Source organism: Caulobacter sp. DMC95, from assembly GCF_056313785.1.
Map to the genome: position 1 here is coordinate 299,767 of NZ_JBQUZP010000002.1, position 26,460 is coordinate 326,226.

Annotated in this window: 29 protein-coding genes; 6 read left to right on the forward strand and 23 right to left on the reverse strand. The window is 68.3% G+C overall.

Annotated features, from left to right (window positions below; all coding sequences use genetic code 11):
* Positions 1–107 precede the first annotated feature (107 nt).
* A complete protein-coding gene (gene ppa, locus ACT53N_RS05365; protein ID WP_062097522.1) occupies positions 108–641 on the forward strand; it encodes an inorganic diphosphatase in 534 nt (177 codons plus the stop codon).
* A 52-nt stretch (positions 642–693) separates the two neighbouring features.
* On the opposite strand, the gene trmB is transcribed toward ppa, so the two are convergent.
* The 14 genes from trmB to ACT53N_RS05435 form a co-directional block, all read right to left on the reverse strand.
* Positions 694–1,374, reverse strand: coding sequence for a tRNA (guanosine(46)-N7)-methyltransferase TrmB (trmB, locus tag ACT53N_RS05370; RefSeq protein ID WP_476062927.1), 681 nt, complete (start codon positions 1,372–1,374; stop codon positions 694–696).
* Positions 1,375–1,463: 89 nt separating this feature from the next.
* Entirely contained in the window at positions 1,464–2,687 is a 1,224-nt protein-coding gene (metK, locus tag ACT53N_RS05375) for a methionine adenosyltransferase (protein ID WP_476062928.1), read from the reverse strand.
* Positions 2,688–2,807: 120 nt separating this feature from the next.
* Entirely contained in the window at positions 2,808–3,242 is a 435-nt protein-coding gene (locus ACT53N_RS05380) for a helix-turn-helix domain-containing protein (protein ID WP_476062929.1), read from the reverse strand.
* Positions 3,243–3,270: 28 nt separating this feature from the next.
* Positions 3,271–4,863, reverse strand: coding sequence for an apolipoprotein N-acyltransferase (gene lnt, locus ACT53N_RS05385; protein WP_476062930.1), 1,593 nt, complete (start codon positions 4,861–4,863; stop codon positions 3,271–3,273).
* Positions 4,860–5,774 carry a hemolysin family protein gene (locus ACT53N_RS05390; protein WP_476062931.1) on the reverse strand — a complete coding sequence of 305 codons (915 nt, stop codon included), beginning with the start codon at positions 5,772–5,774 and terminating at the stop codon, positions 4,860–4,862. Before ACT53N_RS05390 ends, lnt begins: the two co-directional genes overlap by 4 nt.
* An 8-nt stretch (positions 5,775–5,782) precedes the next feature.
* Complete coding sequence (gene ybeY, locus ACT53N_RS05395) at positions 5,783–6,250, reverse strand: rRNA maturation RNase YbeY (RefSeq protein ID WP_476063397.1); 468 nt, start codon at positions 6,248–6,250, stop codon at positions 5,783–5,785.
* A gap of 19 nt (positions 6,251–6,269) precedes the next feature.
* Positions 6,270–7,214 carry a PhoH family protein gene (locus ACT53N_RS05400; protein ID WP_476062932.1) on the reverse strand — a complete coding sequence of 315 codons (945 nt, stop codon included), beginning with the start codon at positions 7,212–7,214 and terminating at the stop codon, positions 6,270–6,272.
* Positions 7,211–8,557 carry a tRNA (N6-isopentenyl adenosine(37)-C2)-methylthiotransferase MiaB gene (gene miaB, locus ACT53N_RS05405; protein ID WP_476062933.1) on the reverse strand — a complete coding sequence of 449 codons (1,347 nt, stop codon included), beginning with the start codon at positions 8,555–8,557 and terminating at the stop codon, positions 7,211–7,213. The genes ACT53N_RS05400 and miaB overlap by 4 nt, the downstream gene beginning before the upstream one ends.
* 176 nt (positions 8,558–8,733) lie before the next feature.
* Positions 8,734–9,141, reverse strand: coding sequence for a Fur family transcriptional regulator (locus ACT53N_RS05410; protein ID WP_010917946.1), 408 nt, complete (start codon positions 9,139–9,141; stop codon positions 8,734–8,736).
* 45 nt (positions 9,142–9,186) lie between these two features.
* A complete protein-coding gene (locus ACT53N_RS05415) occupies positions 9,187–9,639 on the reverse strand; it encodes a GNAT family N-acetyltransferase (RefSeq protein ID WP_476062934.1) in 453 nt (150 codons plus the stop codon).
* 7 nt (positions 9,640–9,646) lie between these two features.
* Positions 9,647–10,282, reverse strand: coding sequence for a tRNA (adenosine(37)-N6)-threonylcarbamoyltransferase complex dimerization subunit type 1 TsaB (gene tsaB / locus ACT53N_RS05420; RefSeq protein ID WP_476062935.1), 636 nt, complete (start codon positions 10,280–10,282; stop codon positions 9,647–9,649).
* A 3-nt stretch (positions 10,283–10,285) separates the two neighbouring features.
* Positions 10,286–10,918, reverse strand: a complete 633-nt coding sequence (locus tag ACT53N_RS05425) for a DUF1131 family protein (RefSeq protein ID WP_476062936.1) — start codon at positions 10,916–10,918, stop codon at positions 10,286–10,288.
* Positions 10,919–11,003: 85 nt separating this feature from the next.
* A complete protein-coding gene (locus ACT53N_RS05430) occupies positions 11,004–11,591 on the reverse strand; it encodes a malonic semialdehyde reductase (protein ID WP_476062937.1) in 588 nt (195 codons plus the stop codon).
* A gap of 69 nt (positions 11,592–11,660) precedes the next feature.
* Positions 11,661–12,233 (reverse strand): NifU family protein, encoded by a 573-nt coding sequence (locus ACT53N_RS05435; RefSeq protein ID WP_476062938.1) that lies wholly within the window; start codon positions 12,231–12,233, stop codon positions 11,661–11,663.
* Between the two features lie 121 nt (positions 12,234–12,354).
* Between ACT53N_RS05435 and ACT53N_RS05440 the strand changes: the two genes are divergently transcribed.
* A complete protein-coding gene (locus ACT53N_RS05440; protein WP_476062939.1) occupies positions 12,355–13,623 on the forward strand; it encodes a cytochrome P450 in 1,269 nt (422 codons plus the stop codon).
* A 137-nt stretch (positions 13,624–13,760) separates the two neighbouring features.
* Here ACT53N_RS05440 and trpS read toward each other — a convergent pair whose 3' ends face one another.
* From trpS to tsaD, 9 genes are all read right to left on the reverse strand, one after another.
* A complete protein-coding gene (gene trpS, locus ACT53N_RS05445) occupies positions 13,761–14,795 on the reverse strand; it encodes a tryptophan--tRNA ligase (protein ID WP_476062940.1) in 1,035 nt (344 codons plus the stop codon).
* Between the two features lie 77 nt (positions 14,796–14,872).
* Positions 14,873–14,920, reverse strand: a complete 48-nt coding sequence (locus ACT53N_RS05450) for a hypothetical protein (RefSeq protein ID WP_476063398.1) — start codon at positions 14,918–14,920, stop codon at positions 14,873–14,875.
* 41 nt (positions 14,921–14,961) lie between these two features.
* Positions 14,962–16,572, reverse strand: a complete 1,611-nt coding sequence (gene murJ / locus ACT53N_RS05455) for a murein biosynthesis integral membrane protein MurJ (RefSeq protein ID WP_476062941.1) — start codon at positions 16,570–16,572, stop codon at positions 14,962–14,964.
* 90 nt (positions 16,573–16,662) lie between these two features.
* The gene (locus ACT53N_RS05460) at positions 16,663–18,459 is read right to left on the reverse strand and encodes a methyl-accepting chemotaxis protein (RefSeq protein WP_476062942.1); all 1,797 of its coding nucleotides are present in this window, start codon (positions 18,457–18,459) and stop codon (positions 16,663–16,665) included.
* Between the two features lie 161 nt (positions 18,460–18,620).
* Positions 18,621–19,394 (reverse strand): class I SAM-dependent methyltransferase, encoded by a 774-nt coding sequence (locus ACT53N_RS05465; RefSeq protein WP_476062943.1) that lies wholly within the window; start codon positions 19,392–19,394, stop codon positions 18,621–18,623.
* A 57-nt stretch (positions 19,395–19,451) separates the two neighbouring features.
* On the reverse strand, positions 19,452–19,820 hold the full coding sequence (locus ACT53N_RS05470; RefSeq protein WP_476062944.1) for a Rieske (2Fe-2S) protein: 369 nt from the start codon (positions 19,818–19,820) through the stop codon (positions 19,452–19,454).
* 4 nt (positions 19,821–19,824) lie between these two features.
* A complete protein-coding gene (locus ACT53N_RS05475; RefSeq protein ID WP_476062945.1) occupies positions 19,825–20,106 on the reverse strand; it encodes a YciI family protein in 282 nt (93 codons plus the stop codon).
* Between the two features lie 16 nt (positions 20,107–20,122).
* On the reverse strand, positions 20,123–21,133 hold the full coding sequence (locus tag ACT53N_RS05480) for an NAD(P)H-dependent glycerol-3-phosphate dehydrogenase (RefSeq protein WP_476062946.1): 1,011 nt from the start codon (positions 21,131–21,133) through the stop codon (positions 20,123–20,125).
* On the reverse strand, positions 21,130–22,233 hold the full coding sequence (gene tsaD / locus ACT53N_RS05485) for a tRNA (adenosine(37)-N6)-threonylcarbamoyltransferase complex transferase subunit TsaD (RefSeq protein ID WP_476062947.1): 1,104 nt from the start codon (positions 22,231–22,233) through the stop codon (positions 21,130–21,132). The genes ACT53N_RS05480 and tsaD overlap by 4 nt, the downstream gene beginning before the upstream one ends.
* Before the next feature lie 72 nt (positions 22,234–22,305).
* On the opposite strand from tsaD, the gene hemC reads away from it, so the two are divergent.
* Genes hemC through ACT53N_RS05505 form a run of 4 tightly spaced genes read left to right on the forward strand, consistent with a single transcriptional unit; the run spans position 22,306 to position 26,437 of the window.
* Positions 22,306–23,274 carry a hydroxymethylbilane synthase gene (gene hemC / locus ACT53N_RS05490; RefSeq protein WP_476062948.1) on the forward strand — a complete coding sequence of 323 codons (969 nt, stop codon included), beginning with the start codon at positions 22,306–22,308 and terminating at the stop codon, positions 23,272–23,274.
* Positions 23,275–23,278: 4 nt separating this feature from the next.
* Positions 23,279–23,965 (forward strand): uroporphyrinogen-III synthase, encoded by a 687-nt coding sequence (locus ACT53N_RS05495; RefSeq protein WP_476062949.1) that lies wholly within the window; start codon positions 23,279–23,281, stop codon positions 23,963–23,965.
* A 43-nt stretch (positions 23,966–24,008) separates the two neighbouring features.
* Positions 24,009–24,905: a COG4223 family protein gene (locus tag ACT53N_RS05500; RefSeq protein WP_476062950.1), complete on the forward strand. Its 897-nt coding sequence runs from the start codon at positions 24,009–24,011 to the stop codon at positions 24,903–24,905.
* Positions 24,902–26,437 (forward strand): heme biosynthesis HemY N-terminal domain-containing protein, encoded by a 1,536-nt coding sequence (locus ACT53N_RS05505; RefSeq protein ID WP_476062951.1) that lies wholly within the window; start codon positions 24,902–24,904, stop codon positions 26,435–26,437. The genes ACT53N_RS05500 and ACT53N_RS05505 overlap by 4 nt, the downstream gene beginning before the upstream one ends.
* Positions 26,438–26,460 lie beyond the last annotated feature (23 nt).

A 26,460-nucleotide genomic window follows, 5' to 3' on the forward strand; every position in this document is an offset into this window, starting at 1 on the left:
CATGGCGGGGAAATCTCCAGAGTCGTCTTCCGCGTCGCAGCATTTTGGGCCTATAAGCCCAGCCGCGCAGGCCGCTCCCCAAGGGCCGCATCTGATAAAGAGTCAAAATGGACCTGTCCAAGATCGCCGTCGGCGTGAACCCGCCGTACGACCTGAACGCCATCATCGAGATCCCGCAGGGCGGCGAGCCGGTGAAGTACGAGATCGACAAGGAAAGCGGCGCCCTGATGGTCGACCGCTTCCTGCACACGGCGATGTTCTATCCGGCCAACTACGGCTTCATCCCGCACACCCTGGCCGATGACGGCGACCCCGCCGACATCATGGTGGTGGGGCCAACCCCGGTGGTGCCCGGCGCCATCATCCGCTGCCGTCCGATCGGTACCCTGATGATGGTCGACGAAGCCGGTTCGGACGAAAAGATCCTGGCTGTTCCGGTCGACAAGCTGCACCCGTTCTACACGGGCGTGACCAGCTGGCGCGACCTGCCGACCATCCTGACCGAGCAGATCGCCCACTTCTTCCAGCACTACAAGGACCTGGAAAAGGGCAAGTCGACCAAGATCACCGGCTGGGCCGATCCGGACGAGACCGCCGAGATCATCCGCACTGCGATCAAGCGCTACAACGAAAGCTACTGAGTTCAGAAGGGCCGGCTGCAAGCCGGCCCTTTTTCTTGGCGGCGATCACGCTCTACGCGCGGATGAAATCCAGGAACACCGGCGCGCAATCGCCCAGCTTCTTTTCCTCGTAGCGCGTGGTCACGTGATCGGCCGGGATCGCGTTGCGGTCCGCTGTTTCCTCGGCGAAGCAGAAGCTGGAATCAGCGAGTACGCGCTCTGTGGTCCATTCCGCGTAGTCGGCCCAGTCGGTCGCGAACCGAAGAGCCGCGCCAGGCTTCATCACACGGGCCAGCTTGGCGACGAACTCGGGCTGGATCAGGCGGCGCTTGTTGTGGCGGGCCTTGTGCCAGGGGTCGGGGAACATGATGAAAACCCGGTCCAGACACGCCTCAGGCAGCCAGTCCACCACGTCGCGGGCGTCGCCTTCGTGGATACGGACATTCTTGAGCGCCTGCTCCTCGACGTGACGCACGGCGCTGGCCACGCCGTTCACGAACGGCTCGGCGCCGATCACCAGGGTCTCGGGGTTTCGGCCGGCCTGAGCGGCCATGTGCTCGCCGCCGCCGAAGCCGATCTCAAGCCAAACCGCCTTGGCGCCCGGCATCAGGTCGAGCGGCTGGAACGGACCCTGGGGCACGGCGATCTCGGGCAGCAGGGTGTCGAGCAGCGCCTGCTGGCGTGGCTTCACCGGGCGCGACTTCAGCCGGCCGAACGAGCGCAGCGGCCCATGGGGTTGTTGGGGGTTGGTCATGGGCGGGTCTTAAAGCGCTGGGCGGGAAAAGAAAACGGGCTCCGACCTGTGAGGATCGGAGCCCGCGCTATCAGGATGTGGCCTGAGGCTTACGCCAAGCCCTTCAGGTCGCCGACCAGATCGGTCTTCTCCCAGGAGAAGCCGCCTTCGTTGTCGGGCGTGCGGCCGAAGTGGCCGTAGGCGGCGGTGCGGGCGTAGATCGGACGGTTCAGTTGCAGGTGCTCGCGGATGGCGCGGGGGGTCGCGCCGCCGATCAGCTGCGGCAGGGTCTTTTCCAGCACCGCCGGATCCACCTTGCCCGTGCCGTGCAGGTCGACATGGAACGAGACCGGCTGGGCCACGCCGATGGCGTAGGCGATCTGGATCGTACAGCGGTCGGCGAGGCCGGCGGCCACCACGTTCTTGGCGAGGTACCGACAGGCATAAGCCGCCGAGCGATCGACCTTGGTTGGATCCTTGCCTGAAAACGCGCCGCCGCCGTGCGGGGCCGCGCCGCCGTAGGTGTCGACGATGATCTTGCGACCGGTGAGGCCGGCGTCGCCATCAGGGCCGCCGATCTCGAAACGGCCGGTCGGATTGACCAGCCACTGGGTCTTCTTGGTGATCAGGCCGTCCGGGAAGATCGGCAGGATGTGCGGCTTGATGAGCTCCAGCACCCGCTTGGAGGTCGCGGCCTTGCCGTCGATCTTCTTCTTGTGCTGGTGCGACACGACGATCGACACCACGCGTTGCGGGCGGCCGGCGCCGTCATATTCGAGCGTGACCTGGCTCTTGGCGTCCGGCTCGAGCTCCGAGAGGTCGCCCGAGTGGCGCAGCTCGGCGAGGCGCTTGAGAATGTTGTGGCTGTATTGAAGCGTGGCCGGCATCAGCTCCGGGGTCTCGGTGCTGGCGTAGCCGAACATGATGCCCTGGTCGCCGGCGCCTTCGTCCTTCTTGTCGGTCGCGTCCACGCCCTGGGCGATGTGGGCGGACTGGCCGTGCAGGAAGTTGGAGTACTTCGCCTTCTGCCAGTGGAAGCCCTTCTGCTCGTAGCCGATGTCCTTGATCGCCGCCCGGACCTTGGGCTCCAGCGAGCCAAGGATGTCCTTGGTCAGCTGCTTGTTGGCCTTCTTGTCGCCGTCCGGCTTGCCGGCGCGGACCTCGCCAGCCAGCACGACGCGGTTGGTGGTCACCAGCGTCTCGCAGGCGACCCGCGCCTCGGGATCGACCGAAAGGAAGGCGTCGACGACGGTGTCGCTGATCCGATCGGCGACCTTGTCGGGATGACCTTCGGAAACGCTCTCGCTGGTGAAGATGTAGGACGAACGGCTCAAGAGACAGCTCCGGTCATGAAGACACGCACGGGCGCGCGGACGCCCAGTCGGCGTCCAGTTAGACCAGAATCATATAAAGATATGTTTATGCGAGCAAGGCGAGCTTATCTAACAGCGGCGTCAATCGTCGGTCTCGGCCGCCGCATCTTCCGCGGCCATCGATCGCACCAGCTCCAGGATCCGTCGACGAACCCTCTGTCTGTCGATCCTGGGAAACAGCGTGGCGAGCTCCAGCCCCTCTGAAGTCAGCAACAGGTCATGTACGAAGGGCCCGCCCCGCTCGGCCATGCCGCCACTTGTGGTGTCCTCCAGACCCTCGAAGAAGTAGTCCACGGGCGACTGCAAGCTCTTGGCGATCTCGTAGAGCTTGCTGGCGCTGACCCTGTTGGCGCCGCGCTCGTATTTCTGAACCTGCTGAAAGGTGAGGCCCAGGTCCTCGGCGAGCCGCTCCTGGCTGACGCCCAGGATCCGCCGACGCATGCGAATACGAGCGCCAACATGCAGGTCGACGGGATTGGGGCGGCGTTCGGTATCCGACGGTTCGCTCATGCCCACGCCAGAAGCTGAAACTTGGATTTCAAGTTCAGCTTAAGTTTCGCTGGCGTGCAATAGAGGATGAGGTTTTGACGATCCAAGGGCGAGCTGATGCAACCCCTGATATAAGTATAAGCATCAAAAACGCCAAATCTCCGAAGTCGTCGTAGGGCGTAACCTGGCCCATGCCGGGTATTTGCGCGTCAATGACGCCACTTTTTCCTAAGGCAAGCGATGCGCCAGGTGCGATTCGTCCGCGCGCATCGACAACGGCGCTGATACCCGTCGGTGTCGCGCGCAACATCGGCTTGGCGCTTTCGATCGCACGGTAGCTCGCCAGGTTCAGATGCTGTGGCGGGCCGGACGTGACGCCGAACCAGGCGTCGTTCGAAACATTGATCAGGGCGCGGACATTGGGATCCGGTCTGGCCAAGCCTGGGAAGAGGCTTTCGTAGCAGATCAGGGGCTGAACCAGGAGTTCGGGCGAAACCCGCAAGGGCGCGGGCGAGGGACCTGTGGCGAAGCCGTCGCCCAGGTGCGCCAGGCTTTTGAAGCCGATCGCGGTCAGGAACCGGTCAGCGGGTAGGTACTCGCCGAACGGCACCAGACGATGCTTGTCATAGATGCCGACCAGTTCGAGGTCCGCTTCCGTGCGCCGCAAGGCGATCAGGCTGTTGAAATAGACCGGACGTTCGGCGGGGCCCTCGTAACGGTAGCCACCGATCAACAGCAACTGTCCGGGCCGCAAGCTGTCGGTGATCGCTTGGCGCACCCAGGTTCCCGGCGCGAGATAGTCATTGATCGCGGCCGGCAAAGCGCCTTCGGGCCAGATCACGATATCTGTGGGCCTATCCGAATAGGGCTTGGCGGTCAGCGACACATAGGCCTGGACGATCTGGGAGAAGCGCACGGCGTCCCACTTGGCGTCTTGCTGAATGTCGGCCTGAACGATGCGCACCGTGGTCGGCGCGCCTGTCGCGACGGGGCGCGACAGAGCGATTGCGCCGTAGCCATAGAGGCCGATCAGCGCGCTCCCGGCGACTCCCACCGCGATCCGGCCCGCGCGGCCCTCGCGCCAGACGGCGGCGGCGGCGGCCGTAGCGATGGTGATCCAGGTCAGGCCATAGGCGCCGACCAGGGCGGCGGCCTGCGAGGGGGCGGAGCCTGCTCGCCAGGTCTCGCCCGGGAGGTTCCAGGGAAAGCCGGTCAATACGTGTCCGCGCATCCACTCCAGGGTCGCGAACGCGCCGGCGAAGGCCAGCACGCGCATCACGCCGGCCGGCCGGACAAGACGGTAGATCAAGGCGGCGAGACCCCAGAACAGGGCCAGGCCGGCCGCCATCGCGGAGACGGCGAACGGGGCCATCCAGCCCTGGTTGGCGGCGTCGACCATGAAGGCCTCGCCGATCCACCAGGTGCCAAGGCTGAAGTAGCCAAGGCCTGCGAGCCAGCCGCGCCAGAACGCCGAGCGCAGCGGACGTTGGGGACTCGCGTCGTCGAGCAGATGGAGCAGTCCCGCATAACCCAGCAGGCCAGGCAGGAAGCCGATGGGCGGATGGGCAAACGCCGCCGCGAGGCCCGAGATCAGGGCCAGCAGGGGTCCGCTCCAGCGGTGTTGGCGAAACTGCGCCCAGGCTGTCACGAGCGCTCTGAATCCATGACGGCGCCGTCAAGGACGGCCTCCGAGGGTCGAGACGGACCGCCGCGCACGCGAACGCGCCGCACCCGACGGGGGTCGGCCTCGACCACCTCGAACTCGAAACCATCGGGATGGGCGATGACCTCGCCCCGCTGCGGTACGCGCCCGGCCAAGGCGACGACCAGGCCGGCGACCGTGTCGATGTCCTCGTCCATGTCCGGCGGCGCCAGATCATGGCTCAGGGCGGCCTCCAGCTCTTCGAGCGGCGCGCGGGCGTCGGCGTCGAACACGCCACCCGGGCGGGCGACCACAGCCGCGGCGGTGGCGTCGTCATGTTCGTCGTCGATTTCGCCGACCACGGCTTCGATAAGGTCTTCCATGGAGACCAGCCCGTCGGTGCCGCCGAACTCGTCGATGACGAGGGCCATGTGAATACGACTGGTGCGCATGCGGAGCAGGAGGTCGGCGGCCTTCATTGACGCAGGCACGTACAACGCGTCGCGGCGCAGCTTGTTCAGCACCAGATCGCCAGGCGCGGGCCGCTTGGCCTCGTCGGCCAGCAGGCGGAACACATCCTTGACGTGGACGACGCCGACAGGGTCGTCGAGCGTCTCGCGGTAGATCGGCATGCGGGAGTGTTCGGCTTCGGCGAACTGGGCGGCGACCGCTTCGAACGGGGTCGACAGTTCGACCGCGACGATGTCGGCGCGCGGCGTCATCACATCGGCGACCCGCAGGCTTTGAAAGGCTTCGGCCTGATCCACTAGGTCGACCGCAGCCGCGGACGCTGCGGTTTCGGGCGGGCGAGGCGACTCGCCGCCGCCCGTCAGTTGCTTGCGCATACGTCGGAAGAACGCCCGCACGCCCCGGCTTCGTCGGGCGGCGGGCTGTTGACTAGGCTCGTCGCTGGGCATGGCCCCGGTCAGCGTCCCTCTTCATCGCCGGCATAGGGGTCGGGAACGTCCAGACCCGCCAGGATTTCGCGTTCGAGCGCCTCCATGGCTTCCGCCTCGTCGTCGCGCTCGTGGTCATATCCTAAAAGATGAAGCACGCCGTGCGCCACCAGATGTTGCAGGTGGTGGGCCAGCGGCTTGCCCTGTTCGGCCGCCTCGCGCGCGCAGACGCCATAGGCCAGCGCGATGTCGCCGATCTGACCTTCGGGATTGGCCTCGGGACCTTGAGGGGATGGGAAGGACAGGACGTTGGTCGCGTAGTCCTTCTGGCGAAAGTCGCGGTTCAAGGTCCGCACACTGTCATCGTCGGTCAGCAGGATCACGATCCCCTGGCCCTCGATGTCTTCATGCGCGTCCAGAACAGCCTGGGCGGCGCGCCAGACCAAGGCCTCGGCCTCCGGCTCCGCCGCCGTCCAGGCTTCGTCCTCGATCTCGATATCTACGGTGATGGTCATGTTACCGGGGAGTACTCTGCGCCGCGTCCGCGTCATAGGCCTTGACGATGCGTTCGACGAGCGGGTGGCGCACGACGTCGGAAGACGTAAAGCGCGACACCGCGACGCCCTCGACGCCTTCCAGGATCGACACGGCGTGGGCCAGGCCGGAGTCGCGCGGGTTCAAGAGGTCCACCTGGGTCGGATCGCCGGTGACAACCATTCGCGCGCCTTCGCCGATGCGGGTCAGCACCATCTTCATCTGCAGGCGCGAGCAGTTCTGGGCCTCGTCGACGATGACGAACGCATGGGCCAGGGTGCGGCCGCGCATGAAGGCGATGGGGGCGACCTCGATCTCCAGCTTCTCGCGGCGGCGACGCAGCTGGTCGGCGCCCATGATGTCGGTCAGGGCCTCCCAGACCGGCGCCATGTAGGGATCGACCTTCTCGTTCAGGTCGCCGGGCAGGAAGCCCAGCTTCTCACCGGCCTCGACAGCCGGGCGGGTGACGATCAGGCGGTCGACCTCGCCCCGCATCAGCATGCCCGCGCCATGGGCGACGGCCAGGAAGGTCTTGCCCGTGCCGGCCGGACCCAGGCCAAACACCAGCGGATGGCTGGCCATGCGTTCCAGATACTGGGCCTGGCTCTTGGTCTTGGGCGAGACATTGCCCTTGCGCACCGCGCGGGGCGAGGCCTGGCCGCTGGTCTCGTGCGCGCCGCCGATGGCGATCCGCACGTCCGCCTCGACTACCTCGTCGCCCGCGTCGGCGCGAGCGGCCAGGGTTTGCAAGGCGCGCTTGGCGCTGGTGCGGCCCCGCGCGTCGCCGGTGATGGTGACGCCGCCGCCCGGCGTCTCGATCAGCACCTTGAAGGCGTCCTCGATCAGGGCGGCGTGGCGGCCGCTCGGGCCGGAGACGGCGTGCACCGCGTCATCGGACAGCGGCAGGAACTCAGGGGTGCGGCTCAAGCGGTCTCCAGCACGGGTTCGAGACGTCCCGCCAGGCTCATCTTGGCGGCGCTCTCGATATGGACAGGAACGATCTTCCCGATCAGATGCTCCCCGCCTTCGGCGTGGACGGCTTGAAGATAGGGGCTGCGGCCGACGATCTGGCCAGGATGACGCCCGGCCTTCTCGAAGAGCACCGGCAGCACCTTGCCGACCTGGCTGGCGTTGAAGGCGCGCTGCTGCTCGTCGAGCAGCTGGTTCAGGCGCTCCAGCCGCTCAGCCTTGACGGCTTCGTCGACCTGACCGGGCATGGCCGAGGCCGGCGTACCCGGGCGGCGCGAATACTTGAACGAGAAGGCCGAGGCGAAGCCGACCTCGCGGACCAGCTCCAGCGTCTTTTCGAAGTCGCCGTCGCGCTCGCCGGGGAAGCCGACGATGAAGTCGCCGCTCATGGCGATGTCGGGGCGCGCGGCGCGGATCTTCTCGATCAGCTTCACATAGCTCTCGGCCGTGTGATCGCGGTTCATGGCTTTCAGGATCTTGTCGCTGCCCGCCTGCACCGGCAGGTGCAGATAGGGCATCAGCTCCGGCAGCTCGCCATGGGCCTCGATCAGATCATCGCCCATGTCGCGCGGGTGGCTGGTCGTGTAGCGGATACGGTCCAGGCCATCGATCTTGGCCAACTGGCGGACCAGCTTAGCCAGGCTCGAACCGTCGCCGTCATAGGCGTTGACGTTCTGGCCCAAGAGGGTGACCTCGCGCACGCCGGCGCCGGCTAGGCGCTTGGCCTCCTCGACGATGTCGTTGACCGGACGCGACCACTCGCCGCCGCGCGTATAGGGCACGACGCAGAAGGTGCAGAACTTGTCGCAGCCTTCCTGCACGGTCAGGAACGCGGTGACGCCCGTGACATGGCGCTCGGCTGGTAAGGCGTCGAACTTCTCGTCGGCGGCGAAGTCGGCGGCCAAGCGCTCGCCGGTCGCGCGGTGGGCGCGGGCGATCAGCTCGGGCAGCTGGTGATAGGCCTGGGGGCCGACAACCAGATCGACCGCCTTCTGGCGGTTCATGATCTCCTTGCCCTCGGCCTGGGCGACGCAGCCGGCCACGGCGATGGTCATGCGACCGCCGGCCTCGGCCTTCCGGTCCTTCATCTGCTTGATGTAGCCAAGCTCGGAATAGACCTTCTCGGTGGCCTTCTCGCGGATGTGGCAGGTGTTCAGCACCACCAGATCCGCGCCCTCGGGCTCATCGACGACGCCATAGCCCAGCGGGCGCAGGACATCGGCCATGCGCTCGCTGTCATAGACGTTCATCTGACAGCCGTAGGTCTTGATAAAGAGGCGCTTTTGCGGGGTCTCGCTCATGCGGCGAGGTTATGGGGTCGAGAGGCCCGTTCCGCAAGGGCGGCGGGGCGATCCTCCCCCTAGCCGGGGAGGTGATCGCGAAGCGATATGAGGGGAAGGGGGACGGGAGGTTCAGTAAAACTTCCCTCTCCGTCGGCTTCGCCGACACCTCTCCCCTGGGGAGAGGACGGTTGGCGTCACTCCTCCAGCGGCATCCCATAGAGCTCGAGGCGGTGGTCGATCAGCTTGTAGCCGAGCTTCTTGGCGATTGCGTGCTGAAGGGCCTCGATCTCCTCGTCCACGAATTCAACGACCTTGCCGGTCTTCATGTCGATCAGGTGGTCGTGGTGATGGTCCGGGCTCTGCTCGTAGCGCGAGCGGCCGTCGCGGAAGTCGTGCCGCTCGATGATGCCGCTTTCCTCGAACAGGCGCACGGTGCGGTAGACCGTGGCGATCGAAATGTGCGGATCGATAGCGTGGGCGCGGCGGTGCAGCTCTTCGACGTCCGGATGATCCTCGGCCGACGACAGCACGCGCGCGATGACCCGACGCTGGTCGGTCATGCGCATGCCTTTTTCGATACAGGCCTTTTCGAGTCGATCCACGGCGGAGCCTCCGTCTGAGTCGCCGGCAAGATAGGGGCAAGACCCTTAAGTGTTAAGCGCCCGTCGCATCACCAGCGCGTCCTTGGCCCCATCGGGATGGGGATAATAGCCCTTGCGCAAACCCACCTTGAGGAAGCCGGTGGCCTGGTACAGCGCGATGGCGGCGAGGTTGTCGGCGGCGACCTCCAGGAACATCGCCTCGGCCTTGGTCTCCGCAGCGATCCCGGCGGCGATCTCGACCAGGGCCGCGCCCCAGCCGCGCCGGCGGGCGGCGGGATCGACGGCGATGGTCAGGATCTCGGCCTCGCCGGCGATCGATCGGCAAAGGATGAAGCCCTTGGCCTGGGCCGGCTCGCCGGCCTCGCCGAGGATGGCGAAGGCCCCGGGCGACTTCAGGAGGTCATCGAGCTCCAGCGCCGTCCAGGGGCGGTCGAAGGCCTTGTCGTGCAGGTCGGCGAGATCGAAGGCGGCTTCGGAGCCGACGGGACGCAGGTTCATGCTCAGCCTAGGCCGCAGGCAGGGTTGCGTACGGCGCGCGCAGATAGAGCGGCCGGGGCGTGTGGGTCGGCGCAGGGCGGGCGGCGGCCAGACGTGCGACCGCCACGGGGTCGGGCGCGGCGGGAGTGAGGATGGTCGCGTCCTTCAGCACATCGCCCAGCAAGGGCGCGCCCGAACCGACCAGGGTCGCGGGGCCGCCGGGATGCAGCTCGACCAGTCGCGCCGCAGCCTCGCCCAGGCCCAGCGCGTCCGGCGCCATCACCGCCGCGCCATCGACGAAGGCCTGGATGTAGACCTGGCTCATCCGGGCGTCGATCAGGGCGACGGCGAAGCCCGGCGCGCCATAGGCTAGGCTCTCCAGTGTGTTGACCCCGACGCAGGGGATGGAAAGCGCGGTGGCCAGGCCTTTGGCGAAGGCGAGACCTACGCGCAGGCCGGTGAAGGAGCCCGGTCCCACCGTCACGGCGATCCGCGACAGGTCCGAGAGCGCGACGCCCGCCTCGGCGGCGGCCTCACGCGCCAGAATCCCGATGCGCTCCTGGTGACCGCGGGTCATGGGCTCCGCGCGCGTGGCCAGCACGCGCTCGCCGTCGACGATGGCGACAGAACTGGCGCCCAGGCAGGTGTCGATCGAGAGGATCATGGATCAAGCCGCGCCGACGACCGCGCCCTCGGCGGGACGCCAGATCAGGGCGTTGAGCTGGCCTTTGGTCTTCAGGGCGGCTTCCGACGGCAGGCCGGCCTTCGTCCAGCCCGGGACGCCGAAGACGTAGGACACCTGCGGTGCGTCAGGGCGCACGCAGATGGTCATATTGATCTCCCGGCCTGCGCCCGCCCGGCACTGGTCGAGCGTAAAACCAAGCTCGCCCCACTTGGCCAAGAGCTGTTCGTCACGGGGGCCGCGCGCATCGCCGGCCTCGACGCGGACATAGGCGATCTCGCCATCGTCGGTCTTGCCGATCTCGGCCAGCGGCGTGCCGTCCTGTTCGACATTGATGATCGGCTGGGCCGGGCCTTCGCCGGACTGCAGGAAGGCCTGCTCGACCTTGGCCTTGGGGAAGAGAACCTTCAGGGTCGCCAAGTCGAAGGCCACCGACGTGTTGATCGGTCCAACGCCGTCGTTGCTGATCTTCAGGGGGCCGCCCGCATAGGGCGCGATGGCGACGGTGACCGGGCCCTTGGCGCCGTCCTCAGCCTTGGCGGCTTGATCTGTCTTGGCCGGGCCACAGGCGGCCAAAAGCACGAACGGCAGGGCGAGATAGCTGTGGCGGAGGGTCATGGGGATCCTTCTAGCGAATGTGCGTCCTGCGCACAAAACGCTTGTCGCCCGGACGTAGCTTCACGTCCGGGCGATGCGATCCCGATCAGAGGATCTTGGCGGACTCGTCGAAGTCCAGGCGCGGGTTGCGCGGGAACAGGCCCTCGTCCGTGCCGTGGCCGATCGAGACGATGAAGTTGCTCTTGATGTTGGTCCCGGCGAAGAATTCGGCGTCGACGCCGGCGTTGTCGAAACCCGACATCGGGCCGACGTCCAGACCCAGCGCGCGGGCGGCGATCATGAAGTAGCCGCCCTGCAGCGAGCTGTTGCGCAGCGCGCCCCATTCCTTGGCGACCGGATCGTTGAACCAGTCCTTGGCGCCGGGCGCATGGGGGAAGAGCTTGGGCAGGGTTTCGGGGAAATCGAGATCGTAGCCCACGATCACCGTGCAGGGGGCTTGCAGGATCTTAGGGCCATTCGAGCCGGACGACAGCTTGGCCAGGCGCGCCTTGGCGTCAGCCGAAGTCAGGAAATAGAAGCGGGCCGGCGTCGCGTTGGCGGCGGTTGGGCCGAACTTGGTCAGAGCGTACAGCTCGCGCAGCACGCTTTCCGGCAGGGGCTCGGGGTTCCAGCCGTTGTAGCTGCGGGCCTCCGTGAACAACTGCGCGAGCGTGGTGTCTTCGAGCTTGGCCATGGAACGTCCTTTCCGTAACTAGATCGGTTACGATATAGCGCCCCGAAAGCGCGGATCAACCTCGAAGGTTCAGAGGGTCTGCTCGACCCGCGTCACTTCGGGGACGTAGTGCTTGAGCATGTTCTCGACGCCGGACTTCAGCGTCGCCGACGAGGACGGGCAGCCCGAGCAGGCGCCGCGCATGTGCAGCCACACCACGCCGGTCTGCGGTTCGAACCGCGAGAAGACGATGTCGCCGCCGTCCTGGGCCACCGCCGGGCGGATGCGGGTGTCGAGTAGTTCCTTGATCTCGGCGACGATCTGCGAGGTCTCCTCGTCGTAGTCGCCCTCGTCGTGACCGCCGCTTTCGGCGCTTTGGTCGAGCAGCAGCGGTCGGCCGCTGGTGAAGTGGTCCATGATCGCCGCTAGGATCGGCGCTTTCAGGTGCGGCCACTGGGCGTCCTCGCCCTTGGTCACAGTGAGGAAGTCGGGGCCGAAAAACACCCGCGTCACGTCGCCGAGGTCGAACAGCGCCTTGGCCAGCGGCGAGGCGTCGCCTTCCTCGGGCGTGCGGAACTCGCGCGCGCCGTCCCCCAGCACTTCACGGCCGGGGAGGAACTTCAGGACCTCTGGATTGGGGGTGGTTTCGGTCTGAATGAACATGCGCTTCAGATGGACCTCGCGACGTCGTGACGCAAGGGCGCCGAACGCGCGCATTTTAAAAGTGACACAGGCGTCATTTTCTGGCGTGATGTCGCAAAACAACGATCCGCGGGAGGATCTCATGAGCGACGGTTCGATCGACCTTAAGGCTGACGCGCGGGCGCGGGCCTATTCCATTCCCCTCGAAGACTATCACGTCGCCGACCCGGCCCTGTTCCAGGCCGATGCGATGTGGCCGTATTTCGAGCGCCTGCGGAAGGAAGCCCCTGTCCACTATTCGAAGGGCGACGAAGAGGTCGGCCCCTACTGGTCGGTCACCCGCTACAACGACATCATGACCGTCGACACGACCCACCAGGTCTTCTCGTCGGACGCGCACCTGGGCGGCATCACGATCCGGAACTTCGACGAGGACTTCGTCCTGCCGATGTTCATCGCCATGGACCAGCCCAAGCACGACATCCAGCGCAAGACGGTCAGCCCGATCGTCTCGCCGCAGAACCTGGGTCGTCTGGAAGGCATTATCCGTGAGCGGGTCTGCGGGATCCTCGACGCCCTGCCGATCAACGAGCCGTTCGACTGGGTCGACAAGGTGTCGATCGAGCTAACGACCCAAATGCTGGCCACCCTGTTCGACTTCCCCTGGGAAGAGCGTCGCAAGCTGACCCGCTGGTCCGATATCGCCACCGCCTCGCCCGAGAGCGGCCTGATCGAGAGCGAGGAGGCGCGCCGCGCCGAGCTGCTGGAGTGCCTGGCCTATTTCACCAACCTCTGGAACGAGCGGGTGAACCTGACCGAGCCGGGCAACGACCTGATCTCGATGCTGGCCCACGGCGAAGCCACCCGCGACATGCCGCCGATGGAATATCTGGGCAATGTCATCCTGCTGATCGTCGGCGGCAACGACACCACCCGCAACTCGCTGACCGGCGGCCTCTACGCCCTGTCGAAGAACCCGCAGGAAGAAGCCAAGCTGCGCGCCGATCCCAGCCTGATCCCGAACATGGTCTCGGAGATCATCCGCTGGCAGACGCCGCTGGCCCACATGCGCCGCACGGCGCTGGAAGACTTCGAGCTGGCCGGCCAGACGATCAAGAAGGGCGACAAGGTCGTCATGTGGTACGTCTCAGGCAACCGCGACGACACCGTCATCGAGGACGCCGACAAGTTCATCGTCGATCGCCCGAACGCCCGTCGCCACCTGTCGTTCGGTTTCGGCATTCACCGCTGCGTGGGCAACCGCCTGGCCGAGATGCAGCTGCGTATCGTCTGGGAGGAGATCCTCAAGCGCTTCCCGAAGATCGAAGTCCTGGAAGAGCCCAAGCGGGTCTACTCGACCTTCGTGAAGGGCTACGAGCGCATGATGGTGCGGATCCCGGAACGCATTTAAAGCCTGTCATCCCGGCCCAGCGCGAAGCGCGCCGAGCCGGGACCCAGCGGCGACTGCTGTGCGCCGGCCCCTGGGTCCCGGATAGCCTCTTCAAGGCTTCCGGGATGACACGGTTTGCGGCTCTAGAGCCGACGGGCCTATGCCCCCCAGAAGCCGACGAGCTTCTTAACCTCGGCGAGGGTCGGGGCGGCGGCCTCGCGGGCTTTCTCAGCGCCCTTGGCCAGGATCGCATCCAGCACCGCCGGATCGCCCAGCAGGCCGCGCATCCGCTCGCCCACCGGCGCCAGACTCTCGACCGCCAATTCGGCCAGAGCCGGCTTGAAGGCGCCAAAGCCCCTGCCAGCGTACTCGGCCAGCACCTCGGCCTTGGTCTTGCCGGCCAGGGCCGCGAAGATGCCCACCAGGTTGTCGGCCTCGGCGCGGCCGGCCAGTTCCTCGATCGTCTCCGGCAGCGGTTCCGGGTCGGTGCGGGCCTTCTTGACCTTGGCGGCGATGTCGTCGGCCGTGTCGGTCAGGTTGATGCGCGAATAGTCCGACGGATCAGACTTGCTCATCTTGGCCGAGCCGTCGCGCAAGGACATGACCCGCGCGCCAGGCCCCTGGATCAGCGGGTCGGGCAGCGGGAAGAAGCCCGGCGCATTGAAGTCGTGGTTGAACTTCTGGGCGATGTCGCGGGTCAGTTCCAGGTGCTGCTTCTGGTCCTCGCCGACCGGCACATGCGTGGCCTTGTAGATCAGAATGTCGGCCGCCTGCAGCACCGGGTAGGTATAGAGGCCCACCGAGCTGCGCTCCTTGTGCTTGCCGCTCTTCTCCTTGAACTGCGTCATGCGGTCGAGCCAACCGAGGCGCGCGACGCAGTTGAAGATCCAGGACAGCTCGGCGTGCTCGCGCACCGCCGATTGCGGGAAGATCGTCGCCTTGTCGGGGTCCAGGCCCGAGGCGATGTAGGCCGCCGCGATCTCGCGGGTCTGCTGGGCCAGGGCCGCCGGGTCCTGCCAGACGGTGATGGCGTGCAGATCGGCCACGAAGATGAAGGTGTCGATCTCGTGCTGCAGGCGGGTGAACTTCACCAGCGCGCCGAGATAGTTGCCCAGGTGCAGGGCGCCTGAGGGCTGGACGCCCGAAAGCACGCGGGGCGGGCCCGCATAGGTGACGGGAGCTTGGTCTGTCATGGCTTCAGCCTTGGGTCTTGAAACTTGGAATGGCGAGCGCGGCGGCGCAAACCGCATCCTGGGATGCGGTGATCAGGTCAGTGTGAGCCGCGCCATCGCGGCGCGCGCAATCCGATCACGGCCATGGACGCTGGTTACCGCTCCGCGCTGCGCAGGGCAAGCCGGCTCAACGGCCCGCGCCACGTCGCAGCACGGTCCGGGCTTCGGCCAGGGTGACGCCGCCCGACAGCAACAGCAGAGCGGGGTAGAGTCCCGCAGCTGCGGCGCAGGTGGTCAGGATGGCCAGCTCCTTGGCCGACCTCAGACCCATCGCCAGGATGGGCGCCTCGAGCGCGGCGCGCCAGTGCGACATCGCCGCGAGGATCAGGCCCAGCGCCACGCTGGCCGCCAGCACCCGGAGGATCTTGCCCCAGGCGGCGGCGCTGGGGGCGTAGTCGCCGCGCTTGTTCAGGGTCAGGGCCATCTGCAGGACATTGATCCAGGAGGCGGCGCTGGTCGCCGCCGCCAGGCCGGGAACTCCCATCACTGGGAACAGGGCCAGGCCCAGGCCGATGTTGACCGCGACCGAGATCAGGGCGAATCGCATCGGCCCCTTGGTGTCGCCTCGGGCGAAGAAGGCCGGCGACAGGATACGCGCCAGCACGAAGGCCGGGGTGCCCCAGCCATAGTGCAGCAGGGCGTTGGCGGTCTGGCGCGCGTCAAAGACCGTGAACTCGCCGCGGGTGAACAGACCATCGATGAGGAAGAACGGAATGCTGAACAGGGCCACGGCGGCCGGCAGGGTCAGGGCCAGGGCGAAGACGATGGCCTGGTCCATGGCGCCTTGCGCCTCGGCGCGGTCCTCGGCGGCCACGGCCCGCGAGAGGCGCGGCAGCAAGGCCACGCCGATGGCGACGCCCACCAGGCCCAGCGGTAGCTGGTAGAGGCGGTCGGCGTAGGCCAGCCAGGTCCGCGCGCCGTTCACATGACTGGCCAGAACGCCCGAGATGGTGATGTTGATCTGGCTGGCGCTGGCGGCGATGGCGCCGGGGATTGCCAGAGCGATCAGACCCTTGATCTCCGGTGTCAGGCGCGGAAGCCGCCACCGGATCGTGGCGCCCGCCTTGCGCACCGCCCAGATCAGCAGCGCCACCTGGGCGAGCCCGGCCGCGAAGATGCCCCAGGAAGCCGCCAACGCCGCGTCGTGGGCGTTTCTGGTCGGGATCACCGCGATCAGCGTCACGAGGTTTAGCAGGATCGGCGCTGCGGCCGAGACGATGAACTTGCCCCGCGCGTTCAGCACGCCCGAAAGCAGGGCCACGATCGCCATGCAGGGCAGATAGGGCATGGTGATCTGGGTCAGGATCACGGCCAGCTTGTACTTGTCGGTGCCAAAGCCGAAGCCTGGGCTGATCACCATCATCAGCCAGGGCATGGTCGCCTGGGCGATGAGGGTCAGGCCCACCGTGAAGGCGGCGATGGTGGCCATGGCGTCGGCGGCCAGCTTGTCGGCCACCTCGGCCCCGTCGCGGTCCAGGGTCTTTGAATAGGCCGGCACAAAGGCGGCCGCGAACGCCCCCTCGGCGAAGATCCGCCGGAACAGGTTGGGGAACATCTGGGCGGTGTTGAAGGCGTCGGCCGCGAAATTGGCGCTGGCCCCCAGGAAGTACGAGATCACCAGATCGCGGACGAAGCCCATCAGCCGGCTGACCAGGGTCAGGCCCGAATAGATCGCCGAGGACCGGATCATGCCGGGGGCTTTTTGGGGGGCGGATGCGGGCGGCGCGGTGTCGGTCACGTCCGGCTTCTGGGCGTTCGACAGAGGGGCGTCAAGGCCCTGCTAGGTCCCGGGATCCATCGGCTCCCGCACCGCCGGGCCGCGGCTTGTCTAGGCCGCCGCCTGCATTTGGGCGCGCGTGATCCGCAGCTCCCCCATACGCTGGGCCAGCCGCGTAGCTTCCTGAGCCAGGGTGTGGCTGGCGGCGGTGGTCTCCTCGACCATGGCCGCGTTCTGTTGGGTCACCTGATCCATCTGGTTCATGGTCGTGTTCACCTCGGACAGGCCGCGCGCCTGTTCCTGGGTCGATGCGGCCATCGCCGAGACCAGACTGTCGATCTCGTCGACCTCGTGAGCGATGGCGCTGAGCGCTTCGCCGGCCTTGCCGACATACTCGACGCCCTGTCCCACCTCGGCGGTGCTCGTGCTGATGAGGGTCTTGATTTCCTTGGCCGCGTCGGCCGAACGCTGCGCCAGGGCGCGAACCTCCTGGGCCACGACCGCGAAGCCGCGTCCCGCTTCGCCCGCGCGTGCGGCCTCAACCCCCGCGTTCAGCGCCAGAAGATTGGTCTGGAAAGCGATTTCGTCGATCACGCCGATGATCTGACCGATCTGGCTGGAGGACTTCTCGATAGCGCCCATCGCCTCGACCGCCTGACTGACGATCGACCCCGAAGCGTCGGCGGCGCAGCGAGCGCGCTCCACGACCTTTCGGGCGCGCGCCGCGCCCTCGGCGGTCTGGCGCACGGTGCTGGTGATTTCATCCAGCGCCGCCACGGCCTCTTCCAGGCTGGCGGCCTGCCGCTCGGTGCGGGTGGCCAGGTCGTCGGCCGCCTCGGAGATCTCGGCTGTCCCGCCATGGATCACGCGCGCCGCGTCGAGCGAGGCGGCGATGACGCCGGAGAGCTTCTCGATCGCGGTGTTGAAGTCCAGGCGCAGGGCCTCGTATCCGGTCGGGAAGGGACGATCCAGTCGGCAGGTCAGATCGCCGTCGGACATACGGCCGAGGGCTTCGGCCAGGCTTTCGACAACCGCCTTCTGTGTCGCCTCGGCCTCCGCGCGACGGCGATCGCTTTCGCGCCGCTCGGTCTCCAGCGCGTCACGGACGTCAGCGGCCTCCAGCTCCTTGCGCCGCGCCTCGACGGTTTCGTGAAAGACCCGCAGCGCATCGGTCATCTGGCCGATCTCGTCCTCGCTCTTCTTCTTGGGAAGGGCGACGTCGAGGTCCCCGGCGGACAGGCGGCGCAGGCACCGGGTGATCTCGACCAGAGGCGCCACCAGGCCGCGACGGGCGGCGAACATCAGGAGGCCCGCAAAGGCCGCCGCCAACAGCAAGAGGCCCGCCATGATCGCCTGACCGATCACGCCCAGCGATTTCGCCGATGCCGCATCGTGCGAGGCGGCGGCTTCGATCTCTGTCGACGCGGCCTCCATCTTGTCTTCCAGTGCGGAGAATTGCTGGCCAAAGCCGGGCAGCTTGGCGTGCGCTCCGGTCGGATCGCTGTCCGCCGTTCGTACGATATCTTGGGCCGCAGCGATGTATGCGTTGAGCGGCGCCTCAACCGCCTGAAGAGCCGCCTTCGTCCGTGGGTTCTTGGCCAGCTTGCTGCTTTGCGCGATATCGTCCCGGAAGGCCTGAGTATGCTCAGCCAGATCAGCGCGAACGGCCTTGAGGTCGACGCCCAGCGTAGGGTCGCTGGACATGATCGCGCCCATGACATCCGCCCGCAGGGCGTCGTGCATCATGTCGGCGTGCATATGGAGCTGCAGGATCTTGGCAGAGTCCTCTGCCCGGGTCAGCGCGGCGTCGAGGCTCCAGGCCACCCAGAGTCCTGCGCCGGCCGTCGCCGCGCAAAGCATCGCCGCGCCGGCGGCGGCGCCCATGACCTTCTGACCCAACGACGCCATACCGTTTTCTCCCAGAGGCCGAAACCGGGAGGATCATGCGGGGCGACCAGTCTAGCGAGCCTTAACCACGACCTTCGTGCTCTGGTGGCATAGTGTCGCAGGGCAAGGCGCGAGGTTCGAGAAAAAGTATCTATTCTTCCAATACTTAAGGGTTCTCGCCCTTAGCGCGGGATTTCAGCGGTCTTCACCAGCGCCACCTGACGGTAAACGGCGGCGATCTCGAAGTAGCGGCCGAAGGCGGCGTGGAACTGGTCGACGGCCTGCTTCACGCCCGGCCCGCCGATCTCGCTGATGTCGTGCCAGTAGTCGTCCAGCACCATCATGCCGCCCACGCTGAGCAGGCTGGCGCAGAAGCACAGGTCGATCAGGACCGCCAGCGCCGTGTGGCTGCCGTCGACATAGATCAGGTCGAACTGCTCGCCGCGCTCCAGCATCTGGGGCAGGACGTAGGTCGAGAAGCCCTTGTGCGTGGCCAGGCTTTTGAAGCCGCACTTTTCCATGTTGCGGCGGAAGCGCGGCTCGACGGCATGGTACTTCTCTTCCGGGTTCAGGGCCTCGTCGAACCACGGATCGATGACGGTGACCGCCAGACGGTCGGGCAAGAGCCAGTCCATAAAGGCGAGGTTGCGACCCTCATAGGCGCCGATCTCCATGTAGCGGATCGTCTCGCCCGCCGGCCGCTTGGCCGCGAAGTCGCGCAGCAGCGGCGTGACGAACGGGATGTTGTTGCTGGCCCAGGTCGAAGTGAACTCGAACCCCTTGTCGGCGGCGTGAGCGTTGAAGGCCTCGACCACCGCGTGGTCGCGCGGACCGCCCAGCATGGTCTTGGCCAGATTCGGCGCCAGGCGCGGATTGACCTTGGTCAGCGAGCGCAGCTTCGAGAGGCCGCCGCGATGGGTGACGGTCTCGGCGTCGAAGTGCATGTCGGCGGTCATGGTCCCGGCTCCTCCATCGGTCGCCGGGGAGACTAGGGCCAAGGTCTTAAGGAAGGGTCAGGCCGTGACGATCTGTCCGCCCTTCACCACGACGGGCCAGGGCGTCAGGCGGGCGCTGATCGGACAGGGCCCTGCGACGCAGCCGCCGTCCTCGATGCGGAACAGGGCCGCATGGCCGGCGCACAGGATCAGGTCGTTGTCGCGGGTCAGGTAGCGTCCCGCAAAGCCGGCCAGCGGCCAGCCTGCGTGGGGACAACTGTCGACATAGCCCACCAGGGTCTCGTCCGTGCGCACCACGAAGCCCGCGAACATCGCGTCGCCCTCGCGCCAGCGAAAGCCCTTCGACCCGGGCGAGGCGATCTCGTCCAGGCCGCAGAGCACTGTCCCGACGGGCGGGCGGGCGGGATTGTCGTCGGCGTCCCGCAAGGGCTCAGAGCGCGCCGATCGCCACGCGCCAGGGGCGGACCTCGACGCTCTCGAACACCCCGGCGGTGGTGAACGGGTCGTTGTCGGCCTGGGCCTGGGCGGCGGCCAGGTCCTCGGCCTCGACGATCAGCAGCGAGCCGATCGGATTGCCGTCGTCGCCCAGCAGCGCGCCGGCCAGCTTCAGGCCGGTCGACTGGTTCAGGTAGTCGAGGTGGGTGGGACGCGTGGCCAGGCGGGTCTCCAGCGCGCCGGGCTTGTCCTTGCAGATGATGGCGAAGAGGGCCATGCGGGCGGTCCTTTGATCAGGCTTCGGGTTTCAGGGGGCGAGACAGCAGGCCCGCAATGGCGGCGTCGACGGCGACCTCGCCGGCCAGAATGGCGGCGACGGCCTCACAGATCGGCGCCTCGACTCCGACCTTTCGGGCCAGGGCGCGGACGGCGGGGGCGGAGGCGACGCCCTCGGCCACCGAGACCTTGCCGGCCAGCGCCTGCTCCAGGGTCAGGCCCTGTCCCAGCGCGAGGCCGACGCTCATGTTGCGCGACTGCGGGCTGGAGCAGGTCAGGACCAGGTCGCCCAGACCGCAAAGACCGGCCACGGTCTCCGGCCGAGCGCCCAGCGCCACCGCCAGGCGGGTCAGCTCGGCGAAGCCGCGGGTGATCACCGTGGCGTGGGCGTTGCGGCCCAGGCCCTTGCCCTCGACGATGCCGCAGGCGATGGCCAGCACGTTCTTGACCGCCCCGCCGGCCTCGGCGCCGATCAGGTCGCTCGCCGTATAGGGACGGAAGGTCGGGATCGCGATGGCCTCGGCGATAGCGCGGCCCAGGGCTTCGTCCTCGCACGCCAGGGTGACGGCGGCGGGAAGATTGCGAGCGACCTCGCCGGCGAAGCTAGGCCCCGACAGTACGGCGATCGGCGCGCCCGGCAGGGCCTCTGCCGCCACATCGGTCATCAGCTTCAGCGAGCCCTGCTCGACGCCCTTGGAGCATAGCACCACCGGGGCGCTCGCCTTGCGATAGGGCGCGAAGGCGGTCAGGGCGGCGCGCAGGTGCTGGGCGGGCGCGACCGCCAGGATCAGGTCGCAGTCGGCCAGGTCCGAGAGGTCGGCGACCGCCCTGATCCCCGGCTCCAGCGCGACGCCCGGCAGGAACACCGCGTTCTCGCGCTTGTCGTTGATCGCGGCCACGACCTCGGGCTCGCGCGCTTGCAGCGTCACTGTCAGGCCTGCGCGGGCCGCGACCTGAGCTAAGGCCGTACCCCAGGCGCCGGCGCCGATGACGCCGACCTTTTCAAAGGTCGTGGGCTGCAACGTCATGCCTTGGCTCCCTTGCGTCCGTAGGCGTTGGCGGGATTGGCCAGCGCCGCAGCCTCGTCCAGCGGCCAGCGCGGACGGGCGACGGCGTCGAGGTCGTCGGAAATCCCCAGCGCCAACCGCTCGGCGCCGGCCAGGGCGATCATGGCGGCGTTGTCGGTGCAATAGGCCAGCGGCGGGGCGGCGAATGAGAAGCCGTTCTTCTCGCAGTCGGCCAGCAGGGCCGCGCGCACTGCGCCATTGGCGGCGACCCCTCCGGCGACCACGAAGCGAAGGTCCTCCGCGCCGTGGCTGTCCTTATAGAGCTTCATCGCCCGATCCACCCGCTCCGAGAGCTGGCGCGCAATGGCGGCCTGGACGCCGGCGGCCAGATCGCGGCGCTCGTCCTCCGTGGTCAAGGTCTCGGCGATCCGCGCCGCCGCCGTCTTCAGACCCGAGAAGGAAAAGTCGCAGTCCTTGCGGCCCAAGAGGGCGCGCGGCAGGGCGTATCGGGTCGGATCGCCGCCCACGGCCAGCTTTTCCAGCGCCGGTCCGCCCGGATAGGGCAGGCCGAGACTCTTGGCGATCTTGTCGAAGGCCTCGCCGGCGGCGTCATCGATCGTGGTTCCCAGGCGCTTGCAGGCGCCGACGCCCGACACTTCCAGCAGCTGGCAATGGCCGCCGGACACCAGCAGCAGCAGGAACGGATAGGCGATGTCGGCGCCGAGCCGCGCCGAGACGGCGTGGCCCTCCAGATGGTTCACCGCCACCAGCGGCACGCCGCGCGCCAGGGCCACCGCCTTGCCGAACGCCAGCCCCACCATGACCCCGCCCACGAGGCCCGGCCCCGCTGTGGCCGCGACACCGTCCAGCTCCGCAAAGCCGACGCCCGCCGCGCGAACGGCCTCGGCGGCGATGGCGTCGATCGACTCGACGTGGGCCCGGGCGGCGATCTCGGGCACGACCCCGCCGAACGGGGCGTGCTTTTCGAACTGGGTCCCGATCACCGACGACAGCACGCTCACCGTCCCGTCCGCCGCGCGGCGCACGACCGAGGCCGCGGTTTCATCGCAGCTGGTCTCGAGGCCGAGGATGAGAAGGTCGGATTGCTTAGGGGATGTCATCAGGTTGCGGGCTTTCCGCCGCTCCTGTAGCAGCGAAGGATAAAATTCGTCTCCGCAGGTAACGTTCAGACCGTGTCCCGGCAACCTCCCATCCGCATCGGCGCGCGCGGCTCCAAGCTGTCTCTGGCGCAATCTGGCCTCATGCAGGCGCGGATCGCCCACGCCCTGGGAGTTCCGGTCGGAGCGTCCAAGGACGAGATCGAGGCGGCCGCCCCGCTGATCCCGATCGTCACCAGCGGCGACCGCATCCAGGACCGCCGCCTGATGGAGATCGGCGGCAAGGGCCTCTTCACCAAGGAGATCGAGGAGGCCCTGCTGGACGGCCGCATCGACTGCGCCGTCCACTCGCTGAAGGACATGCCGGCCGAGCTGCCGCCGGGCCTTGTTCTGGCCGCCACGCCGGAGCGCGAAGACCCGCGCGACGCCTTTATCAGCCACATCTGCGAGCGGCTGGAAGACCTGCCTAAGGGCGCGCGCCTTGGGACCGCATCCCTGCGTCGCCAGGCTCAGGCCCTGCATGTGCGGCCCGATCTCGAGATCGTCATGCTGCGCGGCAATGTCGACACGCGCCTGGCCAAGCTGGAGCGCGGCGAGGCTGACGCCATCCTGCTGGCCCAGTCGGGCCTTAACCGCCTGGGTCTGGGCCATCTGACCAGGAGCTGGCTCGATCCCGACGCTTGCCCGCCCGCGCCCGGACAGGGCGCGCTCGTCATCGAGACCCGGGCCGAGGATGTCGGCGCCCCCTGGCTTGAGGCGGTCCGCTGCCGAGACACCACGATCGCCGTGGCTGCCGAGCGCGGCGCCCTCCTGGCGCTGGAAGGCTCCTGCCGCACCGCCATCGGCGCGCGGGCGATCCTCAACGGGGCGCGTCTTTCCATGATCGTCGAGGCCCTGACCCCCGACGGCGCCCAGCGTTTCCGGCGCGAGGGCCAGATCGTCCTCACCGGCGCCGACGATGTGGGCGAAGCCCGCGCCTTCGGCTTGACGTTGGGCGCGGACGTCCGCGCGGCCGGCGGCGACGCCATCATCCTGCCGGAATAGAGCCTTGCACGCGGGCGCGCCGGTCTGGATCACCCGCGCCCAGCCTGGCGCTGCGGCGACGAGCGAACGCGTTGCCGCGCTGGGCTTTTCGCCGATCATCGATCCCTTGCTGGCGGTCGAACCCATCCCGGCGACGATCGATCTGGCGGGCGTGGCTGCGCTGGCCTTCACCAGCGTCAACGGCGTCGAGGGCTTCGCGCGCTGCTGCGCCCGGCGCGATCTACCGGTGTTTACGGTGGGCGCGGCCACGGCCAGGTCCGCCCAGGACGCTGGCTTTTCCGACACGCGCAGCGCCGATGGCGACGTCGAGGCCCTGGAGCGGCTGATCGCCGAGGCAAGACCGGGCCCGGTGCTGTGGGCGGGGGCCGCAACGCCGGCCGGGGACCTTGTCTCAGGCTTGCGCGCACGAGGCCTTTCGGCGCGGGGCGTCGCGATCTACGCCACGGTCGAGCGAGCTGCATCCGCCGCCACACTGGCCTTGCTCAACGCGCCGCTGACCGTGCTGATCCACTCTCCGCGCGCGGCGCGCGCCCTGGCCCGGATTCTGAGGAACCGCGCCCACGCCGACTTGCGCCTCCTCTGCCTCTCTGCGTCGGTCGCCGCGCCGCTGGCCGAGGTGGACGAACCGCGTTTTGTGGCCTTCGCGCCGCGCCCGGACGAATCCGCGCTGCTCGAACTGCTGGGAGCTTGAGCGCGGCGTTGCGCGACGCGGCGGGGTGGGGCACGAATGGGCCATGAACGCCGATGCCGATCCCGTTGAAATCGCCGCGCCCAGCGATCCGGCGCTCTACGCCCGTCGTCGGGTGATGGGCCCTGGCGTCTGGGCCTGGCTCTTCCTGTGCCTCGTCTGCGTCGCCCTCGGAGCCGGTGTCGCCTGGTTTGGGCCGTCCTGGTTCTCGGCCAAGCCCGCCGCGCCCGAGGCACCCGTCTCGGCCACGCCCAGCCCGAGCCCGATCGCCGAGCGGGTGGCGGCGGGAACTGCGCTTCCGTTGGAAAGCCCCCAGCCTTTGGCGCCGGCGCCCGCACAGGCTGAGGTCGAACGACTCAACGGCCGAATCACCGCCCTGGAAGCCGGCCAGAAGACCGTGGCCGACGCCGCCGTCGCCGCGCTCGCCGTCGCGACCCTGGCCGAGGCGGCGGGGACCTCTCGGCCGTTCGGTCCGGAACTGCTGGGTCTGGAGCGGGTTCTGCCCGGCTCGCCGGACCTGCGCGCCCTGGAGCCCCTCTCTCGCACGGGCGCGCCCACCCGCGCGGGCCTCGCCACCCAGTTCGGCAATCTGGCCGGCCGCGCCGCCAGCGCCGCGCGCAATCCCGGCGTCGAGGCCGACCTCTTCTCGCGGATCCGCTACGCCCTCTCCAGCATCGTCTCGATCCGCTATGTGGGCTCTACCAAGGGCTCGACGCCCGACGCGATGCTCGCGCGCGCCCAGGCCCTGCTGGATGAAGGCGACGTCGAGGGCGCGGTCGCCGCGCTCGACCCGCTCAACGACTCCTCGCGTGAAGTGCTCGCGCCCTGGTTCGTGGCCGCCAATCGGCGCATCGAGATCGACCGCCACGTCTCGGCCGTCCGCGCCGACGCCCTGGCCGAACTGGCGCGGGTCTCGCGCGCCTCCGCGCCGGTTTCGCCATGACCCGGGTCGCCTTCTCGCTCTTCCTGGTCGCCGTCGTCGCCGTCAGCGTCCTGGCCCTGACCGGCGAGCCGGGCCGCGCCTCGATGGAATGGATGGGCTGGCGGGTCGAGATGACAGCCGCCGCCGCCGCGCTCATGACCCTGCTGTCGGCGCTGATGTTCACCCTGCTGTGGCGGGGGGTCATCTGGATCGTCGAGGCCCCTCGCCGCGCGGCGCGGACGCGCGCCGAGGCCAAGCGCAAGCAGGCGATCGAGGCCCTCTCGCGCGGCTTCCTGGCCGTGGCGGCCGGCGACGGCTCGGAGGCCCGCCGTCTGGCGCAGAAATCGTCCGAATTGGCCGAGGACGCCCCGGCCCTGGTCCGCGTGCTGGCCGCCCAGGCCGCCGAAGCCGCCGGCGACCGCGGCGCCGCCAAGAGCGCCTACAACGCCATGCTCGGCTTTCCCGAGATGCGCCTGGCCGGCCTGCGCGGTCTGATGCTCGCAGCTCAGGCGGAAGGCGACCGGCAGACCGCGATCCGTCACGCCGAGACCGCCTATGGTCTGGCGCGCACCGCCCGCTGGGCCTGGCGCGCGCTGCTGGAGGCCCGCCTCGAAGCTGGCGACTGGGCTGCGGCCCTAGAGCTCGTCCGTGGCGCACTGGAGCGCAAGATCGTTTCGCCGGTCGTGGCCGAGCGCAGTCGCGCGGCGCTGTTGGCCGCCTCGGCCGCCAGCCTCGTCAACGCGCCCGACCCCAAGGCCCGCGCCCAGGCGCTGGACTTCGCGACCCAGTCGGTGAAGCTCAAGCCCGACTTCGCGCCCGGCGTGGTCATGGCCGCGCGGCTTCTGGCGGAAGACGGCAAGGCCGCCAAGGCCAGCGGGCTGATCGAGACCGCCTGGAAGGCGGAACCGCACCCGGCGCTCTGGCTGGCCTATCGCGACCTGAAGACCAACGAGACCCCCAAGGCCCGCGCTCAGCGCCTGGCCGCCTTGGCCGCCCTGAAGCCCGAGGCGCGGGAGAGCCGCCTGTTACGGGTGGAAAGCGCGCTCATCGGCGGTGATCCGGTCGCCGCCCGCGCCGCCGCCCGTCTCCTGGACGACGAGGCGCCGACGGCGCGCTTCGCCGGCCTTATGGCGCGCGTGGCCGCCGCTAATGGCGAGGCCGACGAGGCCCGCGCCTGGGTCGCGCGGGGCGCGGCCGCGCCGCAGGAGCCCGACTGGTCTGATCTCGACCCCGAGGGGCTGGCCTTCGCCTATCAGCGCGACGACTGGGCGCGTCTGGCCGTTAGCTACGCCGAAAGCGGCCAGTTGATCCACCCCCGTCACGAGCGGCGCGAGCGGACCATGAACGACCTGCCCGAGCTGCCGTCGGCCTATGCGGAGTCGACGCCGTTCATCCGCGCGGCCGAGACTGGCGGGGCCCTGCTGCCCATTCCCGACGACCCTGGCGTGTTCGACGCGCCCCCGGTTCCAGAGCCCCCGGAAGGCGGTCCTGCGCCCCGTCGCAATTCTGGTGCAAGACGGCGCTTGGCAAGTGGCTCGCGCGCCGCTAAATAGGCGCTCCCTTCGCTCTGAAGCGC